We start from the raw sequence: 17,019 nt of genomic DNA on the forward strand, positions 1-17,019 counted from the left end.
AAAGGCACCCGGAAAGGTGTCTCCCCATATGATACGGCCCACGTAAGTTTGCTCACTACCCTGGGGCGCGTTTCCCGTGTTTATTCCCCCTGCAGGGGGGGTGTTCCTATATAGTTTGTCAACCTCGCGGGTGGATTAGCCGGGGTTGATTTTTCAGCCGGGGTTGTTTGGCCGTGTTGTTTTCTGGCATGGCTGTTAGCCGACTGGGGTTTCCCAGTCGGCTGTTTGGTTCTTGGGGTTTAGGCTGCTTTGACTTCCTGTGATTGGTCGGGATCGCGGTAGTACTCGTGGTTGCTCATCATGGCGTATAGGACGTTGAGCCGTCTGCGGGCTAGTGCTACGACTGCAGCGTTGTGTCTCTTGCCTTCACGGCGCTTTCGTTCATAGAATTGCCGTGAACGCTCGTGGAATCTGATGGATGCAAAAGATGATTGCCATAGGGCGTTCTTTAATTTTTTATTGCCAGCTCTGTTCAGTGAGTTCGACATGATTGAGGTTCCGGACTGATTCGTTCGGGGTGATAAGCCAGCGTAAGAGGCTAGGTGCGCAGCTGTCGGGAAGTCGGACATGTCGCCCGCGGTCATGAGAATTTGGGCAGCCGTCTTCGGCCCGATTCCTGGCATGGATAGCAGGATTTGAGTGTGGGGGATGTCGTTGATGAGCTCGATGACTTCCTGCTCGATTTGTTTGCGGTGCTCGAGCTTTAAAAGCGCGTCCTTCGCCGACATTGCTACGCCCATTTCGGCATATTGTGCACCAGCAATGGCGACTGTTTGCTCAGAGATGGCAGCGAATATGGCATCGATGACGGGCTCGGGATTGCGTGCCTTATAGCGTCGAGCGAAGGCAGCTGCTTTGGCTTTTCCGAGGCGCTTTATCTTGGTCGGCCCGCCGTAGCGTGCAAGTAGGTGCAGAACCCATTTGCGGTGGATCACCTGGCCGCGAAGGGCTTGCTCGAATTGCGGGTAGCAGCCAACTAGTGCACTTCGAATCTGATTGATGAGCCTGGTGTAGGAGCGCGCTAAGTCTTCGTCGATGCCGTTGAGGACTTTCAACTGGAGAAAGGCTTCTTCGACGCGGTCGACACTGCGGAGGGATTCCGGAAGGTTCTTTGCAGCGTGGGCGATGATATATGCATCCCGGATATCAGTTTTGGCATTACCAGCGTGGATACGTGAGAGTTGACGCATAGCCAAACCTGGAAGGTAGCGCACATCGATTCCGATATCTTGGGCAACCGCGACAGTTAGTCGCCCAATGTTATTGGGCTGGTCCACGACGACAAGGACCTTGTGGTCGTTTGCGCTAAACGTTGAAAAGAGTGTGCGCAGGGATTTTTCGTTTTGGTTGATACGCTTTGATAGCACTTGGGCGCCGTCGATATCTAAGACGCAAGCGTGGTGAAAGTATTTGCCAACGTCCATGCCGATGACATAGTCGTAGGTCATGCCAGACCTCCTAGCGAATTGAACGAGTATGAGACTTATTTCATCGCTGGTGGTCGGACATACTTCACGCTGGCATCCACATTACTTGAGACCTCACACATCCTGTGTGGGTCAGGTTCCTATTAGCAGTCTGGAGTATGTCACTGCCTTCGGCGGCATCACCCCCCGGATCATTTTCAGACAGGGACGAAAACAAGCCATACCGAAGCCAGCGACTAGTTCCGCTGCCACAAGGCAGAAGGAACGCAGATAAACATAGCCTGCCCCAGCATGGGGCTAGGAGTACGAATCCTGGGCTCCTTCAAGCGGAACTGCTAACAACGTAATGGGGGAGAGCTGGGTGCCCGCATGGTTAATAACTTGGCGGGCAATTTTACGGTTGGCAGTCGTTCCCAGTACTGCACCTACCCCCATCGGCAAGAGTTTGGACAGCCATGCCCACTTCACTTTCTTACGGGCTTGCTTCAAAAAGAGCTTGGTCAGTCGGCCGTTGATACCACTCAGAGTTGGCCCCGAGAAACGGGAGAGGGTAGCAGCGGACTTCATGCCGGAGAGCGTGGTGACGTCGCCAAGCATGGTGTCCACCAGAGCACTGCCCTGGGATCCGGTGAGGACTACGAGGACGAGCGCGCGGCGGCGCTCTTCATCGCGGATGTCATCGCCACGCAGGTGCGCCGAGGCCAGGATGTACCATGCGGCAGCCTCAAGGAAGACGAGGGATTCTGCACCTACTGCAGCCGCACCGGAGACCAGGCCGATGCCGGGGAAGGCAGCCGAGGCGCCTGCGGCCGCACCGGTGCCCGAGACAATGTTGAGGAAGTGCTTGTCAATGAGCTCCTGCAGCTCCTCGGGAGAGGCATTCTTGTTCTTCTTCTTCAAACGATCGACGTAGCCGATGATGATGGAGGATTGCACCGACACCACCTTGTTGATGGCCGCCAGAAAACCTTGACTAATACGGTTGCTCTCGTCCACGTCGAGCTTTTCCACCTCGGTCGGAGCGTCCTTTTCCTTCTGTCCAATTCCAAGCATGTTCTTCACCTGATTTCGTCTACATTGTTAACGGTATGTTCACTACCGTATCGAAAAAGCTGTTCCCAGCGCAGAGTCAGGCTGGGGGATTAGTCTAGGGGCCATGAGCGAGTACGAGCCTTTCCCCCCGCGCGAGGTAAGCGCGGCTGCGGCCCGCCTGCTTGCTGAGTCGTTACACGCCCGCGCCCGTGCCGCTCAGGAGGCAGCGAGGACAGCGTGGGCGGATGAGATTACGGTTCTGACAACTTCCGGCTGGGTACGCGGCAGCCTCGAGGAGGACTTGCGCCCAGACCGGCCGCTGTCGACACCAGTGCGGTCGTGGCGTGGCATTCCCTTTGGGGCAACGACCGCGGGAGAGTATCGCTTCCGTGAACCGCGCCCAGCGCCGCCATGGCAGGGGATTCGGGACTGCCGTGAGTTCGGCGATGTGGCCCCGCAGCCCGTCTACTCGTGGACGGACCGCATCGAAGGCACGGAAGATTGCTTGACTCTCGATATCGTCCGACCACACACCGAACATGACGCCGCTCCCAACACGGAGAAACTACCCGTTGTTGTCTACCTGCATGGCGGCAGTTTCATCGTGGGGTCCTCGCACATGCTCATGCTGCGCGGCTTTGAATTCGCCGCGCAGATGGGCGTGGTCTATGTGTCCGTCAACTTCCGCTTAGGCGCGCTGGGGTACCTCGACGTGCGCAGTTTGGGTGGGGAGGCCTGCGCTAATCCCGCAGTGGCGGACCAAGTCCTTGCTTTGGAGTGGGTACGCGACAACATCGCTGCTTTCGGCGGAGACCCGAATAACGTGACTCTTATGGGCGAATCCGCGGGTGGCGCAGCAGTGCTGACCCTCATGGCCGTTCCCCGCGCGGAAGGCCTCTTTCATCGTGCCATTGCCCAGTCGCCGCCGATTGGCATGATTCATTCCCGGGCACAGTCAATGTTCTGGGCGCGCGAGCTCGTGGATAAGATGGCCCTGCCGCGTGATACCACGGCGGATGATTTGCGCCGCGAGGATTTTGCGGACCTAGTGCGCTCGGGGCAATCCATGATGTGGCGCGCAGGCGAGTTGCTCTACCTGAACTCCTGCTACGCGCCCACCGTGGATGGTGAACTCATTCCGCAGCATCCGATTGAGGCTTTCGAGGAGGGCGCCCAACACCCAGTGCCGCTGCTCATCGGTACCAATTCCGGTGAGGCGAGCTTTGGAAAGTTCCTCTATCAACGCCAACGCTCCCGCGAACGTGCGGCCTTGCGGCTGTTGGCGTCCTTCGACCCGGAGAGCGCACCGGACGTCGTTGCGGCCTACGGCGGGGCGGTCTCGCGCAGTGACTTCGGGGACTTGCTGACCGACGCCCTCTTTTGGGCCCCCACCGTCCGCGTCGCCTCAGAACATGCTCGCCGGTACCCCACGTGGATGTATCGTTTCGACTTCGCGCCGGCAGCGCTGCGCTGGCTGGGGCTGGGGGCGATGCACTCGATGGAGCTGTCGAATATCTTCGGCGATCCCGGTGCGTCACGAGTGTCCTTCTTGACCACCATGGGCAAGTCCTCCGACATGGAGGAGGTCACTGAGAATATGCAGGCCCAATGGAGCGCGTTCATCAATGGTGGCGCTCCGCGTGAGGATTGGCCGCGGTACCGGGCTCCGCAGCGAGAGACGATGATTTTTGATGTGCGGCCTCATATCGAAGAGGCGCCGATGGAGACGCGCCGCCAAGCCTGGGAGTCCTATGACATGTTGGAGTGGGGAACCGGACGCCCGGAGATCCTGAAGCTTCTGGGTTTCATGCCCGATGACCACAATCGCGGGTAGGATGTGTGGGGCCTTGGTAGCAGCCGGGGTGACACTGCCACATGGACGGATGTTGATCACATGAGCTTTTTTGAAGATATTGCTTCTGCGCTGGACGGGGAAGGTATTGAATCCCGCGTCAATGACGATGTGATGTTCGTGCCCATCACCTCTGACTTGGAGATCCAGTTTGTAGAAATTGACCCGATTCTCCCTGCCGCCAACGTCTACATCGCCGCCGCGGACGTGGATGAGGATGATGAGGATTTCGAGGCCGTCTTGGTCTCCGTTGCGTTCTCTGTGGAGGATGCGGTGGAAGCGGTGTCGCGCCATATCGCTACCGACCAAGTGGTCACTGTGCTTCGTGACCTTCTTGAGGGCACCGATGAGCGCATTGCTGAACTGGAGTTTCTCCAGGATGAGTTCAACCCTAATCTTGTCGTGGCGGAGGTCGCTAACGATTCCGAGCTGCGCGTGCTCGTGGAGACTATTGACGGCATCCCCAGCGCCGTGGTGCGTTTCCTCTCCTTTGACTTCGACGAGGAGGAGCTCGACGATCTTGAAGATGAGGCCATCAGTGAGCTCTGGGACAACGACGCCGTGGAGGACCTGGGGGAGGAAGAGCGCGTGGCGCTTTTCGACGCCGGCGAGTTCGACGACACCACCCTCGCTCCCATCATCGAGGTTCCCGCCGAGGCGCTCGAGCTTGGCACCTACACTGACTTTGATCGCCTCTTCGACGTCCTGAGCTTGGTCTCTGACCAGGCCCTGGATTGGGAAGCCCAGCTGGTTAGCGTGGAGGACCCCGACTTTGATGAGCCGGACGTCTATGACATCTTCGGTGCCGACGACGGTGAGGACGATGATGACGTTCTCTACGATGACGACACCGATGTCGACGATGTCGACGTTGATGACGAGGACGATGACAACCTTGATCACGAGGGCGACGAGAGCTAGGACTAGTCGCCTCCTCGGCATGGGCACGCTAGGATAATCGGGTATATTTGTTGAACTCGATGAGGGGCAGCCAGGGTCTATGCCGGTTAATATGGCTTTTCGCGGTCACCGCATCTGCGTTCTTCTCGGCCTAGCCTGTGCTGTGGTGGCGTGGGGCCTCACCCTCACCCCGGGCTTCAAGAATGTTGAAGGGACCTTTGATTCCCTCCTCCCGACAACGGTGTGGGGCTTGAGCCTTTTGAGCGTCCTGCTCTTCTTTGGCTCCCAGCGCGGACTCTGGCGCAGCCCTGCGCTCATTAACGCCCTTCTTGCCGCCGTGGTGGACATAGTGGGCTCGACGTTGTTCTTCGAACTCAGCATCCCGCTCTACATGGACACCGCAGGAATAGTGTTCGTCGCGATGATTTATGGCCCGGTTCTCGGCATGGGAACAGCGGTTTTGTCGTTGACCTTAAGAACCGTGGTCAGTCCCTGGGAGCTTGCGTATCTGCCCAACGTGCTGATTTTGGCCATAATGGTGGGCTGGCTCGCACGCCGTGGTGCGTTCAAACGCATGATTTCCACTCTGTTTACAGGTTATGGAATCGGCATCGTTGCGGCACTTGTGTCCTTGGCGTCGACCCTGTTCGCGCTGGAGCAGAATCTGCCGCGCGGCGCCCGCGAGCTCGCCAACTTTTTTCAGTTGGCCACCCATGACGAAACCACGGCGACTCTACTGCAAGTATTGACCTCTGACCCGCTTGATAAGGCTTTCACCGTCGTGCTGGTGTGCTTGTTTATCCGCTTCGTGCCGAAGCCCGTGCGGAATTCGTTCGACCGGCCAGAAACTCAGTCGGCCGTGGCCCGTGTGCTGACAGAGGATCGCTTCAGTCTTTCCTTGGATGACGATCCTCCCCGCAACTTTGTCGGCCGACTGCAACGCTACCTGTAGCGGACCACGGCTTAAGCAGCTTGGCTGAAGTCCTCGAAGAGCGATAGGGGAGAGCGGACTGGAGTGTAGGAGCTATCGACGAGCCAGACGAAGGTCGCGGCGCTACTGCTTGAAATCTCATGTACTGCCGTGACTAAGTTCGCAGGAACGAGCGCGCGGACCCACGCTTCCGCAATCGCAGGGGATACAAGCTGGCCAGTAGGGGAAGTAATGCGAACGGTAATGAGGTAGGACGGGACTCGCTTTTCCCCGAAGCCAAGCACACGAGCTTTCACCCGTTCCCCTACCCGGTGACGAGACACAGTCAGCGTCAGCGGTGGGGTAGCTTCTCCTTCCTCGTCTCGAAGGGGTACTGAGGGAAGAGACTTTGACGGTGGCCGCCATTGCGGTGTGGGACGTGCCAGTGAGCGCGGATGGCGAATGATGCTCTCCACGGAGTTCAGAGTGTCGGCATGATGAAAGAGGATGTCAGCGGTGAGTTCTCCAGCAGCAATGCTGGACGGGGTGGAGTGTGGAACCGCGGTACGAAAGCTGTAGTAATTCTTCATGGCCCTCACAGTAGAAACCAGTGCGGACATTGAAACCCACACTATCGAAAAGAGGTTCGATGATTTGGATGGATGGGCTACAGTTGGTGTCGCTATGAGTAAGGGCGTTACACAAGAACTGAAGATTCCGCGGGAGATCTGGGTGATGGTCACCGCGGGCTTCATCATCGCATTGGGCTATGGGCTGATAGCGCCCCTTCTTCCGCAGTTCATTGTCAGCTTTGATGTGTCGATGGCGGCCGCAGGCCTTGTCGTCTCCATTTTCTCCGCTAGCCGCCTCGTCTTCGCACCCGGTGCTGGCCGCCTCATCGACCGCGTGGGCACGCGCGGCGTCTACCTGACCGGATTGTTAACCGTTGCGATTACAACAGGTCTTGTGGGTATTGCCCAGGAGTATTGGCACATCGTGGTGCTGCGCGCCATCGCGGGGATTGGCTCCACCATGTTCACTGTGGCAGCCATGGCGCTCATCGTGAAGCTCTCGCCACCCCCGATTCGTGGTCGCTGCTCGGCAACGTATGCCACCTCTTTTCTCCTGGGTAACGTCATCGGCCCGCTCGTTGGCGCCAGTTTGTCCTTCCTTGGTTTTCGGTGGCCATTCTTCATCTACGGGCTAGGCGTGGCGCTCGCGGCACTCGTTGTGTGGATTCTGATGCCGGCCGTCGACACGGATGCTGAACGCCAGCACCGACTTCCGCCGATGAAGCTGCGGGAGGCCTGGGGTGATACCGCCTACCGTGCGGTGCTGACCTCGAACTTCGCCCAGGGATGGATCAACATGGGCGTGCGTGTCGCAGTCCTTCCACTGTTTGCGGCGTCCATCTTCCACAATGGTGGCCAGGCCTCAGGCATTGCCCTGGCGGTCTTCGCGGCGGGCAATGCGGTTGTGCTGCAGTTCTCTGGTTCCTGGTCTGACCGCATTGGGCGGCGCCCACTTATTCTCGCGGGCCTTGTGGGCTCGGCACTGTTCGTCGGAACGCTGGGCTTGGCGACGTCCGTGTGGGCCCTCCTCGTCCTCTCCGCTTTTGCCGGTGCCTCCTCAGGGTTGATTGTGCCGTCGCAGCAGGCGGCCATCGCCGATGTGGTGGGCTCACACCGTTCTGGTGGACAGGTGCTCTCTACCTTTCAGATGGCTGGTGACTTTGGGCAGATCCTGGGGCCGATCGTGATTGGATTCCTTGCGGATCAATTTGGCTTCGGGGTGGCCTTCGGTATGTGCGCCCTTGTGGCAGCTGGCGGAGTCCTTGCGTGGAGCTTCGGGCGCGACACCTTGCAGGATAAGAAAATTATGTTGCAGGGGCTTCGTCGTAGGTATAAATAGACGCTGCACAGCACTACTTTTGCCGCAACGCTGCGAAAGCTGAGGCCACGCTTAAAAAAGTTTTTGTTAAACTTGTGGTGTGAATTTTCAACAAAGGGTGGAGCGCCACCGGGCATCACTGAGTCGGGCAGACGAGGCGGTCGTCGATGTGATTCTCAGCCGACCGCAAGAAGCAGCCCTGTGGCGCGGCGAAGACGTTGCCGCCAAAGCCGGTGTCCATGGCTCTGCTGTGACCCGCACCGCCAAGAAGCTTGGGTACAAAGGTTATCTGGAGCTGCGCCAAGAATTGCGCAGGATGCATGACCAGTACCTTGCTGCTGAGCACTCCAACGGTCGTCGTGCATTCCGCAATGAAGCGGGACAGACAGTGCTGGGGCAGCTGGTGTCTAAGGAGATGGATTCGCTGTCCGCGGCGTCGGGAAGCGTAGACCAGCACTCTATTAACAGAGCAGCGGATTTAGTGATGAATGCCCGCGATATCTACATCTACGGCCGCGGCAACTCCATTCCTCTGTGTGATCAGACAGAGCGCCGCTTTCGCCGCCTGGGACGGTCTGTCCATGACCTTTCTGGTGAGACGGACCATGACATGGCTGAACAGCTGCTCCGCATGGGGGAGCCAGACCTTCTTGTGGTCTTTGCCTTCCGCCGTTCCACGCGGCCGCTACGTCAGTTGCTGAACTATGCTGAGGCGGTCAATTGCAAGGTCCTGCTCATTACTGATGACCTTCGCGTTGTTCACCCAGTACCTGTCGTAACTTTGGCCGCCCCGCGTGGCGATGAGGGAACCTTTACCACCCTGTCGGTTCCTATGCTCATGTTGAATGCCATTGTGCTGTCGATTCAGCGACGATACGAGCACGATGTTGCCCCATTTCAGCAGAAGCTGAAGAATATTCTCGAAGGCTTCGAGACTTAACGCGTGGTACGTGCTCGCTTGCTGCAGGCGGCCCAGCGTGGGGAGTGGCCCAATGCAGCCTTGAAGTCACGCTCGCGATAACGCGTGAAGCCATAAGTCGAAGCTTCGGAACCGGTATTCGGGCGGCTCCATCGCTTCTGGCTACGATCGCTGGCGGCTTCCATGCCACTCCTCCGTAAATTGCTCAACTATTTTTCGCTCAGTTGACACTAATCTTCTAAGAAAATATTAGGTTAACCCAAGATGTCCGTCAATTCCGCGCTGTGAGATCCTCACATTCGGGGGTGGGGTTCTCAATAAAAGCAAACATAACTGCGTGGCTTAATCTTGATTGAACCCGAATATCTGCAATCTTTGATGCATTAGGGGGTAGGGATATGTGCGAGAGTGGCCGTACTTGCTCAACCATTGGTTCCTGAAATTTCTTACATAAAGTGAGTTAATTGTTGCATTTGTATATCTAGGGGCCTGGAGGGGTACTAGACCAAAAGCGGGAAATAGGGCCTAGGCGACAGTTCGTCCTGCTGCATACAACTTCTTAGGCATGTCGCGACGTAGGCTCCATTCGAATTGGATGGGCTTTTCGCCGCGGTGCGTTACATAGTCAACGTTGCCGAGGAAGGTGTACGCTGCGGCGGTATCCACCCTATTCTTCTTGGTGAAGCGAGTAGCGATGATGATGTGTCCGCCGAGCTTTTGATGTTCAATGTAGCGCTTGGCCATCGCCGATTTCAGAGTGGTCGTGGATTGGGACTCCCAGTGAAGCCGATCCGGAGATAGGGGGTAGTCGCGGTAATTCGTTGAAGCACTTACATTCTCATCTTTCTGGAAAGTCACCAAGAAGAGATCAGTGTTCGAGGTGTCGAAGCGTTTGACTCCTTCGCGAGGAAGGTTGGCGAGCTTTTTGAGCGGGCCTTCGTCCAAAGCGCCGACAAGCTCAGCAAGGCTATAGTCTGCATGCGTCTCAAGCACGCTGTGAGAAGACTGCTGGGGAATCACGCGGGATGCTTCAAGCGCAATCTGCATGACTTGATTGACTTCGTTGACGAATGCGGGATGGGAACGCACGGTATCGAGCGCTTCATCCAGAGAAGCCGGGATGGCTGTATTGGAATTCGCCCATAGTGCCAGAACGAGCATCGTGGCGTAGCGCTTTTCACGCTCAGTCATGTCTTGTTCTGAGGGCCCGTCCGCTTCCATGAGTCGGCTGTAGGCTGCTACGCGGTCAGGGTCATTGATGTGGAGGAGTACTCGGATACGGCTCAGGAGGAAGGCTTCTTCGCAGTCCTCATCGGACGCAGGTAGAAGCTTTTCATCGCGAAGGAGGGTAGTCCAGGAGATTCCTTTCCTGCGGTAGATGTCCTCTAAAGGAATGTTGGACTCGCGAAGAAAAGCTGCAAGGTCAATAGTTCCGTGTTCGCTAATCTGTGAGCGGATCTTTTTGACAGAGTTTCTTGCCAGGCGCTTGACGTTGGCCAAAACGCGGTCTGTCGTCATACGATCCAACGTGATGTTGGAGCCCGGTGGCGCAGTGGGGAAGCCTTGCTCGACTTCTTTGATGAAGCTCTTGCCGCGGGCAGCGGTCAGTACCTTGAAGCGTTCTTCGAAGTCGAATTCTTCGTGCTGGAGTCCAAGAAAATCGAACACAATACACGCGTCTTTACCCTGGTTAAGGCGCAGCCCGCGGCCCAGCTGCTGAACAAAAAGAACCGGGCTCTGAGTGGGACGTAGAAGTAAAAGAGTGTTGATGGAAGGGATGTCGATGCCCTCGTTGAAAATGTCGACCGCAAAGATGATCTTGATGTCGCCATCGCGCAGCTGCGCGATAGCCTTCCTGCGTTCCTCAGTACTTTGCTTGCTGCTTACCGCCAAAGCTGGGATGCCGAAAGCATTGAATTGTTCGGACATGTACTCGGCGTGGGCGATCGAAACACAAAAGCCGAGGGCCTTCATCTGGGAGAGATCGAAGATACGACGGTTGAGCTCATTGATGATGAATCGGGTGCGCTTCTCTCCAGCTTTGATATAAAACTCGCTGAGCTCTGACGTGTTGTAGTCCGTTTTACCTCGGTTCCATGTCAGGCTCGTGAGATCGGTATCGTCATCGACCCCGTAATAATGCAAAGGCGCGAGTAGCTGTAGGCGCAGTGCATCCCACAGTCGTAGTTCATGGGCTACGCGGTAGTCGAAAAACTTCTGGACGTTCTCGCCGTCTCCGCGCTCGGGCGTTGCTGTGAGTCCGAGGAGCTCTTGAGGTTGGAAGTAGTTCAGAGTTTTGCGGTAGGTCGGGGCCTCTGCGTGGTGGAATTCATCGATCACGATGACATCGAAGTGGTCAGGAGCGATGCGTGTCAGTCGATCACCGTGGAGGGATTGAACGCTTGCAAAAACATGGGTCCAGCGACGGGGCTCCTCGCCTCCGATGAGAATTTCACCAAAGTCCGAGCTTTGAAGTACCTCCCGGTACGTGCGCTGAGCTTGTTGGAGGATCTCCCTGCGGTGAGCCACAAACAGAAGACGTGGACGGCGCCCAAACTCCGCACAGAGTTGGCGATAGTCTAAGGCTGCGACGACGGTCTTACCAGTGCCGGTAGCCGCAATCAGCAGGTTTTTGTGTCGGCCGTGCACTGCTCGTTCCGAATGCAATGCCTCAAGCATCTCTTGCTGGTAGGGGTAGGGCTCGACACGCAGACCCGATAGCTCGAGCTTCTCGTCCTGTTTCGCTTCAAGGAACTTTGCGCCGCGAAGTGCCTCTAGCAAGCGCTCGTAATCACGCTCCGGGTCGAAGTGCTTGAAGTGATTGTCGTGCCAATAGCTGTCGAAAGTCTTGATGAACTTTTCGATGATCTCCGGAGTAGTAGAGCGGGAGCCGCGAACGTTCCACTCCCAGCCGTCGACAAGCGCAGAACGGGACAGGTTAGAGCTGCCGATGAAGGCGGTATCGAATCCAGACTCGCGGCGGAAGAGCCACGCCTTTGCATGCAAACGGGTGGTCTTGTGCTCGTAGCAAATACGGACTTCAGCGTTGTAGTCCTCGACAAGGCGGCGTACAGCAGCGGCTTCAGTCGCACCACAATACGTTGAGGTGATGACTCGGAGGGGGATCTGGTGATCGCGTAGGTACTCCAGTTCATCACTAATGGCCGAAATGCCTGAGTTCTTGATGAATGCACAGAGCAGATCGACGGAATCGGCAGTACGAATCTCGCGGGCAATTTCCACCGACATGTTGGTATCGTCCACGCTATTGGTAAAAAGCGCGCTGGAGTTCAGTGAAACTTCGGGCAAGACAGGTGGCTCGGTGAGCTCAGACCTGTACATGGCATAGAGCAACTGTTCAGCTGATACTTTCTCGTCCGCGCCAAGGTGCTGTGCGAGGTTGTTGATGAGTGCGACGCGTTCTTCCGGCTTTTTGATCTCGAGGAGTCGTTGCTCAATAACCCGTGCGAAGTGTTGGGATACTGCCGCGGCGAATCTGGGGTCGACATCCTTAGTGGTAGCTTCGGTAATTCCGGAAGCCGCGGTGGGAATGGCTCGCTGGGTCTCCTTGATTCGCTCGTGAATACGGGCGGTGATGGGGGTTTCGTAAATACCGAAAGGCAGCAGATCGTGAGGGGTCATAGGCGGGAGGAGATGAGCTCAACGGCGGGGATGTCAGCGGGAGCCCAGTCGAGCTCTTGGGCTTCGGCGGCGGTGACCCACCGGGTGGCGTCATGGTCGGTGAGTACAAGGTCTCCGGATTGGATGGTGCACAGGAAGGTGGTGAGCTCGATGGTAGCGAACTCATAAGTGTGGACCGTCGTGGTGACTTTGTCACCGACAGTCGCTGTAAGGGAAAGCTCTTCTGCCAACTCGCGTGCTAAGGCATCCTGTGGAGTCTCGCCCGGCTCGATCTTTCCACCGGGGAACTCCCACATGCCGGCTAGAGACTTTCCTGGGGCCTTACGACAGGCCAGGATTCGGTCACCATCAATAAAGACGGCGCCAACCACACGAATCGGAGAACTCATGGGACCAGTATGCCGGCTGGCCCGAATCTTAGCCAGAAGGTACGGCCTGTGTTTAGGCCGAAACCGCGGAAAAGTGCGCGGTAACGATGTCGTCGATAAGCCGGGCGGCGAGCTTGGCGGTGCGGTTGTCGAGGTCGAAGGAGGGGTTGAGCTCGACGACGTCGACAAGCGCGAGGCGACCCGTGGCGGCGATGGTGACGGCGAGTTCGCGGATGATGGGAAGGTCAACGCCGAGTCCGGCCGGAGCAGAAACGCCTGGGGCCTGCGCTGCGGGGAGGACATCCAGGTCAATGGAGAGATGGATGGGGGCTGTGCCGGCGCAGAGCTGCTCGGCGTGGGCGCGGAGCTGCTCCACGTTCATGGTGAGGAGTTCCTCGTCGAGGGAGATGGTGACGCCGAGATCGGCGGCTTCGTCGAAGAGAACCTTGGTGTTGTTGGGGCGGGAAATGCCCAGGACGGTGTAGTCGAAATCGGGGCGGCCAACGAGTTCAGAAATCTGCTTAAACGGCGTGCCGGAAGTGGGCACATCCGCGGTACGCAGATCGAAGTGGGCATCGAGGTTGATGATCTTCAGCGGCCCCTTCGCATGGAAGGCGCCGCGGTGGGAGCCGAAGGCAGTTTCGTGGCCGCCGCCCAAGATGATGGGAAGGTGGCCAGCAGCGGATAGGGCTTCGACGGACGTAGAGAGGCGCTCGTGGGCGCCCTCCAGGTCGGTGCTTTGGGTGGTGATCGTGCCGGCGTCGTAAAGCGCATGCTCATGGTGCACCGCGAGGGAGCCTAGGGCGTTGCGCAGTGCCTCCGGGCCCGCAGCCGCGCCGGGGCGGCCATGGTTGCGCTCAACTCCCTCGTCGGAGGCGAAGCCCAGCAGTGCTACGCCGGGCTGCGCCTGTGGGTTGTCCACGTCGAGGGGGCGAATCACGCTGTGCCACCGCGCGTGCTCCGGGCCGGGGCCATCGGAGCGGCCAGACCACTCGGGTGCAGGGGAGTAAGCGGGGGCTTCAACGCTGTTCATGGTTATCCTTTCGGGACGGAACTGGGTTCGGCGTGCGCAGCGGCGTGGTTGCGCCGGCCGGTGAGGTAGAAGATGGCTGTCATAAGGATGATGAAACCAACGCCTACCGCTAGGGCCGGACGGTACTGCGGCTGCCATGCCATGATGCCAAAAGTGAACGTGATGAAGGCGATGGCGAAGTATTGACCCCACGGCCAGAAGGGCACTGTGTAGGTCAGGCTGGCGCGTTCCTGCGGCGACATCTGCTTACGGGAAGCCACGTGGGCCAGCAGAATCATGAGCCAGACATAGATGGTGGCGAACGTGGCCAGGGAGGCGATGACCTCGAAGACGTTGTCGGGGATAAAGGCGTTGAGGACCGTGCCGATGACCATGACGATGAGCAAAATGACCATGGTCATCACCGGTACGCCGCGTGCTTTCTTGGCCATAATTTTAGGTGCGAGATTTTGGCGTGCCAGGCCGGTGAGCACGTTGCCGGCACCGAAGAGATCGGCATTGATGGCGGAGACAGCCGCGGTGATGACCACGACGTTGAGAGCGGCTGCTGCCCACGTGACGCCCAGGGTGGAGAAGATTTGGACGAAGGGGCTTTCCTCACCCGTAATGGTGCGCCAGGGGTTAATCATGAGGATGACCAGGATGGCCAGCACGTAGAACAGCAGGATGCGCACGGGGATGGTGTTGACGGCTTTGGGGACGGACTTCTCCGGTTCCTCGGCCTCCGCACTGGCCACGCCCACGATTTCTGTGCCGCCGAAGGCGAAGAGAACGAGGATGAAGGAGGCGATCATGCCGGAGGGGCCGTTGGGGAAGAAACCACCGTCATTGACTAAGTTGGCAGGGCCGGTGGTCTCCGCGGTGGAGAGACCGAAGACTAAGACGGCTACGCCGCCGATTATCATCGCGACGACCGCGCCGACTTTGACGATGGTGAAGGCGAATTCCAGCTCGCCGAAGGCTTTGACCGTGGCGAGGTTCGCGCCGCCGACGAGTAATAGGGTAGCGGCCACCCAGACCCATTGCGGTGAGCCGGGAAACCAGAACTGCATATAGACGCCGATGGCGGTGAGGTCCGCGAGCGCCACGATGACCATTTCAAAGGCGAACATCCAGCCGGTGATGTAGCCCGCCCAAGGCCCGAGGAAGGCACGGGCGTATTCGGCGAAGGAGCCGGTGACTGGGTGGTGGACCGACATCTCTCCGAGCGCGCGCAGGAGGAAGTACACGACGGCGCCGCCGAGGAGGTAGACCAGCAGCACGGAGGGGCCGGCAGCTTGGATGGCGCTGGCGGAGCCGTAGAACAAGCCGGTGCCGATGGCGGAGCCGAGTGCGATGAAGTGCAGGTGGCGGTGCTTAAGGCCTCTGCGCTGGGTGGTGGTCTCGGGCACGGTGGCCGTCCTCCTCCTTCGTGAAGAATGCGAGTGAAAATGCGTCTGAGAGCTACTTTCCTCTAGTTACTGCGTGGGGTCAATTCAATGAAATTCAGCCAGGTGACATGTCTTTCACTAGATGTCCGGGGGTGATCTAAGTGACATTTAAGAAAGTTGTGGTTAGTATCTTTGTGACCCGCGTGTGGCTGTTGCGTGGGCATGGTTGGCGTTTCATCCCGCACTGTGCGTCGTTGGAACGCGCGTTGTTGGTCCGCCTGCCGTGCTAGAGACGTGTAATTTGTCGCCCATACCGTGAGGTAAAAAATGAAGAACGAAGACGCCCTTGTTGACGCCTTCTACGAGCCCGAAGAGGCCACGCCCACCAAGAAGGGGCTGTGGCGGCTGTTTGTCTACAGCGCCATCGGAGCTTTCGTTTTCTTTTTCCCCGTCAGCTACGGCGGGAAGAAGTCGATTCCGCTTGACCATATGGTCACCATCATCCGTACACACGCGGAGGCTGTGGTGCCGTGGATCATCTTGGCGCTGGCCGTCTATGGCACTGTGCGCAGCATTGTGAATAAGAACTGGCGGGAAGGTGCCCTGCAGGCGGTGTTCACCGTGCTCAACGTCGTGGGCATGGTGGTGTCCTTCCTTATGGTGTTAGGAACACTGCCTGGTGTGTTGGGCAACGAGGATATTGTTCCCTTCCTGTGGAACTCCATCGCCACGCCCGTAGGGCTCATCGTTCCCATTGGCGGTGCCTTCCTTGGCCTGCTCATTGGTTATGGTCTGCTGGAGTTTGTAGGCGTGTTCATGCAGCCCATCATGCGGCCCCTGTGGCGCACGCCGGGGCGCTCCGCCATCGATGCCGTTGCCTCCTTCGTGGGTTCCTACTCGTTGGGCATTCTCATTACTGACCGCGTGTACCAGCGTGGCGGCTACACGGCGCGTGAGGCCTCCATCATCGCGACGGGTTTCTCCACGGTGTCTGCAGCTTTTATGGTCATCGTGGCCAAGCAGCTGGACTTGATGGGCATGTGGGGAATCTATTTTGCCGTGTCCCTGGTGGTGACGTTCCTCGTTACCGCTATCACCGTGTGGATTCCGCCGCTGAGCACCATTCCCAACGAGTATGTTTCCGGCGTAACGCCGGATCCGGAGAAGCCGGTCAAAGGCAACTACTTCAAGGCAGCGTGGAGGGAAGCGCTGTTGCAGCTCGACCGCGCACCGTCGTTGGGCGCTGCCATCTGGGAGAACCTGCGCGATGGCGTGCGCATGGCCGCAGCCATTGTTCCCTCCATCATGTCGGTCGGCCTCATTGGCTTGCTTCTGGCTAAATTCACGCCGCTCTTTGATTGGTTGGGCTATGTGTTCTACCCCTTCGCGTGGATTGTGCAGCTTCCAGAACCCGAACTAGCGGGTAAAGCTGCAGCGATGGGGATTGCGGAGATGTTCCTGCCGGCCACGATGGTGGCGGATTCCTCCAGCCTGACGCTGAAATTCGTCATCGGTGTGGTGGCGGTGTCAGCCATCATCTTCTTCTCCGCGCTGGTGCCGTGCATTCTGGCCACCAAGATTCCAATTAAGCTGTGGCATCTTGTTGTCATCTGGTTCGAGCGCGTGGTCCTCACCATCATCATTGCCACGCCGATTGCTTTCCTCGTGACCTAGCT

At 58.0% G+C, this 17,019-nt stretch carries 14 protein-coding genes; 6 read left to right on the plus strand and 8 right to left on the minus strand.

Features of this window, described 5'->3' with window-relative positions; all coding sequences use genetic code 11:
- Nucleotides 1-239 precede the first annotated feature (239 nt).
- Complete coding sequence (locus tag I6J26_RS11365) at nt 240-1,448, minus strand: IS110 family transposase (protein ID WP_070672735.1); 1,209 nt, start codon at nt 1,446-1,448, stop codon at nt 240-242.
- Between the two features lie 276 nt (nt 1,449-1,724).
- Nucleotides 1,725-2,480, minus strand: a complete 756-nt coding sequence (locus tag I6J26_RS11370) for a hypothetical protein (protein ID WP_115021681.1) — start codon at nt 2,478-2,480, stop codon at nt 1,725-1,727.
- Nucleotides 2,481-2,583: 103 nt separating this feature from the next.
- Here I6J26_RS11370 and I6J26_RS11375 point away from each other — a divergent pair, with 103 nt between their 5' ends.
- The 3 genes from I6J26_RS11375 (at nt 2,584) to I6J26_RS11385 (ending at nt 6,163) form a co-directional block, all read left to right on the plus strand.
- Nucleotides 2,584-4,293 carry a carboxylesterase/lipase family protein gene (locus I6J26_RS11375; protein WP_115021682.1) on the plus strand — a complete coding sequence of 570 codons (1,710 nt, stop codon included), beginning with the start codon at nt 2,584-2,586 and terminating at the stop codon, nt 4,291-4,293.
- A 60-nt stretch (nt 4,294-4,353) separates the two neighbouring features.
- Nucleotides 4,354-5,232, plus strand: a complete 879-nt coding sequence (locus I6J26_RS11380; RefSeq protein WP_115021683.1) for a DNA primase — start codon at nt 4,354-4,356, stop codon at nt 5,230-5,232.
- Between the two features lie 91 nt (nt 5,233-5,323).
- The gene (locus I6J26_RS11385) at nt 5,324-6,163 is read left to right on the plus strand and encodes a hypothetical protein (protein ID WP_147279326.1); all 840 of its coding nucleotides are present in this window, start codon (nt 5,324-5,326) and stop codon (nt 6,161-6,163) included.
- A gap of 11 nt (nt 6,164-6,174) precedes the next feature.
- Here I6J26_RS11385 and I6J26_RS12965 read toward each other — a convergent pair whose 3' ends face one another.
- A complete protein-coding gene (locus I6J26_RS12965; protein ID WP_239121793.1) occupies nt 6,175-6,711 on the minus strand; it encodes a hypothetical protein in 537 nt (178 codons plus the stop codon).
- A 94-nt stretch (nt 6,712-6,805) separates the two neighbouring features.
- On the opposite strand from I6J26_RS12965, the gene I6J26_RS11395 reads away from it, so the two are divergent.
- Both I6J26_RS11395 and I6J26_RS11400 read left to right on the plus strand, forming a co-directional pair.
- Entirely contained in the window at nt 6,806-8,032 is a 1,227-nt protein-coding gene (locus tag I6J26_RS11395; protein ID WP_115024295.1) for an MFS transporter, read from the plus strand.
- A gap of 79 nt (nt 8,033-8,111) precedes the next feature.
- Entirely contained in the window at nt 8,112-8,951 is an 840-nt protein-coding gene (locus I6J26_RS11400) for a MurR/RpiR family transcriptional regulator (RefSeq protein ID WP_115021685.1), read from the plus strand.
- On the opposite strand, the gene I6J26_RS11405 is transcribed toward I6J26_RS11400, so the two are convergent.
- The 5 genes from I6J26_RS11405 to I6J26_RS11425 all read right to left on the minus strand — a co-directional run bounded on the left by I6J26_RS11405 (nt 8,948) and on the right by I6J26_RS11425 (nt 15,364).
- Entirely contained in the window at nt 8,948-9,115 is a 168-nt protein-coding gene (locus tag I6J26_RS11405) for a hypothetical protein (RefSeq protein ID WP_181815358.1), read from the minus strand. The two genes, I6J26_RS11400 and I6J26_RS11405, sit on opposite strands and share 4 nt — an antisense overlap.
- A gap of 340 nt (nt 9,116-9,455) precedes the next feature.
- The gene (locus tag I6J26_RS11410) at nt 9,456-12,572 is read right to left on the minus strand and encodes a DUF3427 domain-containing protein (RefSeq protein ID WP_115021686.1); all 3,117 of its coding nucleotides are present in this window, start codon (nt 12,570-12,572) and stop codon (nt 9,456-9,458) included.
- Nucleotides 12,569-12,961, minus strand: a complete 393-nt coding sequence (locus I6J26_RS11415) for a (deoxy)nucleoside triphosphate pyrophosphohydrolase (RefSeq protein ID WP_115021687.1) — start codon at nt 12,959-12,961, stop codon at nt 12,569-12,571. Before I6J26_RS11415 ends, I6J26_RS11410 begins: the two co-directional genes overlap by 4 nt.
- 52 nt (nt 12,962-13,013) lie before the next feature.
- The gene (hutG, locus tag I6J26_RS11420) at nt 13,014-13,973 is read right to left on the minus strand and encodes a formimidoylglutamase (protein WP_115021688.1); all 960 of its coding nucleotides are present in this window, start codon (nt 13,971-13,973) and stop codon (nt 13,014-13,016) included.
- 2 nt (nt 13,974-13,975) lie between these two features.
- Nucleotides 13,976-15,364: an amino acid permease gene (locus I6J26_RS11425; protein ID WP_115021689.1), complete on the minus strand. Its 1,389-nt coding sequence runs from the start codon at nt 15,362-15,364 to the stop codon at nt 13,976-13,978.
- 306 nt (nt 15,365-15,670) lie between these two features.
- Between I6J26_RS11425 and I6J26_RS11430 the strand changes: the two genes are divergently transcribed.
- Nucleotides 15,671-17,017, plus strand: a complete 1,347-nt coding sequence (locus I6J26_RS11430; RefSeq protein ID WP_115021690.1) for a YjiH family protein — start codon at nt 15,671-15,673, stop codon at nt 17,015-17,017.
- Nucleotides 17,018-17,019: the final 2 nt, after the last annotated feature.

It is taken from the genome of Corynebacterium minutissimum, assembly GCF_016889765.1.
Classification (GTDB): domain Bacteria; phylum Actinomycetota; class Actinomycetes; order Mycobacteriales; family Mycobacteriaceae; genus Corynebacterium; species Corynebacterium minutissimum_B.

Coding starts and splice junctions, on each gene's coding strand:
- I6J26_RS11430 (WP_115021690.1), top strand. CDS start 15,671: ATGAAGAACGAAGACGCCCTTGTTGACGCCTTCTACGAGCCCGAAGAG.
- hutG (WP_115021688.1), bottom strand. CDS start 13,973: ATGAACAGCGTTGAAGCCCCCGCTTACTCCCCTGCACCCGAGTGGTCT.
- I6J26_RS11405 (WP_181815358.1), bottom strand. CDS start 9,115: ATGGAAGCCGCCAGCGATCGTAGCCAGAAGCGATGGAGCCGCCCGAAT.
- I6J26_RS12965 (WP_239121793.1), bottom strand. CDS start 6,711: ATGAAGAATTACTACAGCTTTCGTACCGCGGTTCCACACTCCACCCCG.
- I6J26_RS11410 (WP_115021686.1), bottom strand. CDS start 12,572: ATGACCCCTCACGATCTGCTGCCTTTCGGTATTTACGAAACCCCCATC.
- I6J26_RS11385 (WP_147279326.1), top strand. CDS start 5,324: ATGGCTTTTCGCGGTCACCGCATCTGCGTTCTTCTCGGCCTAGCCTGT.
- I6J26_RS11380 (WP_115021683.1), top strand. CDS start 4,354: ATGAGCTTTTTTGAAGATATTGCTTCTGCGCTGGACGGGGAAGGTATT.
- I6J26_RS11415 (WP_115021687.1), bottom strand. CDS start 12,961: ATGAGTTCTCCGATTCGTGTGGTTGGCGCCGTCTTTATTGATGGTGAC.
- I6J26_RS11375 (WP_115021682.1), top strand. CDS start 2,584: ATGAGCGAGTACGAGCCTTTCCCCCCGCGCGAGGTAAGCGCGGCTGCG.
- I6J26_RS11370 (WP_115021681.1), bottom strand. CDS start 2,480: ATGCTTGGAATTGGACAGAAGGAAAAGGACGCTCCGACCGAGGTGGAA.
- I6J26_RS11365 (WP_070672735.1), bottom strand. CDS start 1,448: ATGACCTACGACTATGTCATCGGCATGGACGTTGGCAAATACTTTCAC.
- I6J26_RS11395 (WP_115024295.1), top strand. CDS start 6,806: ATGAGTAAGGGCGTTACACAAGAACTGAAGATTCCGCGGGAGATCTGG.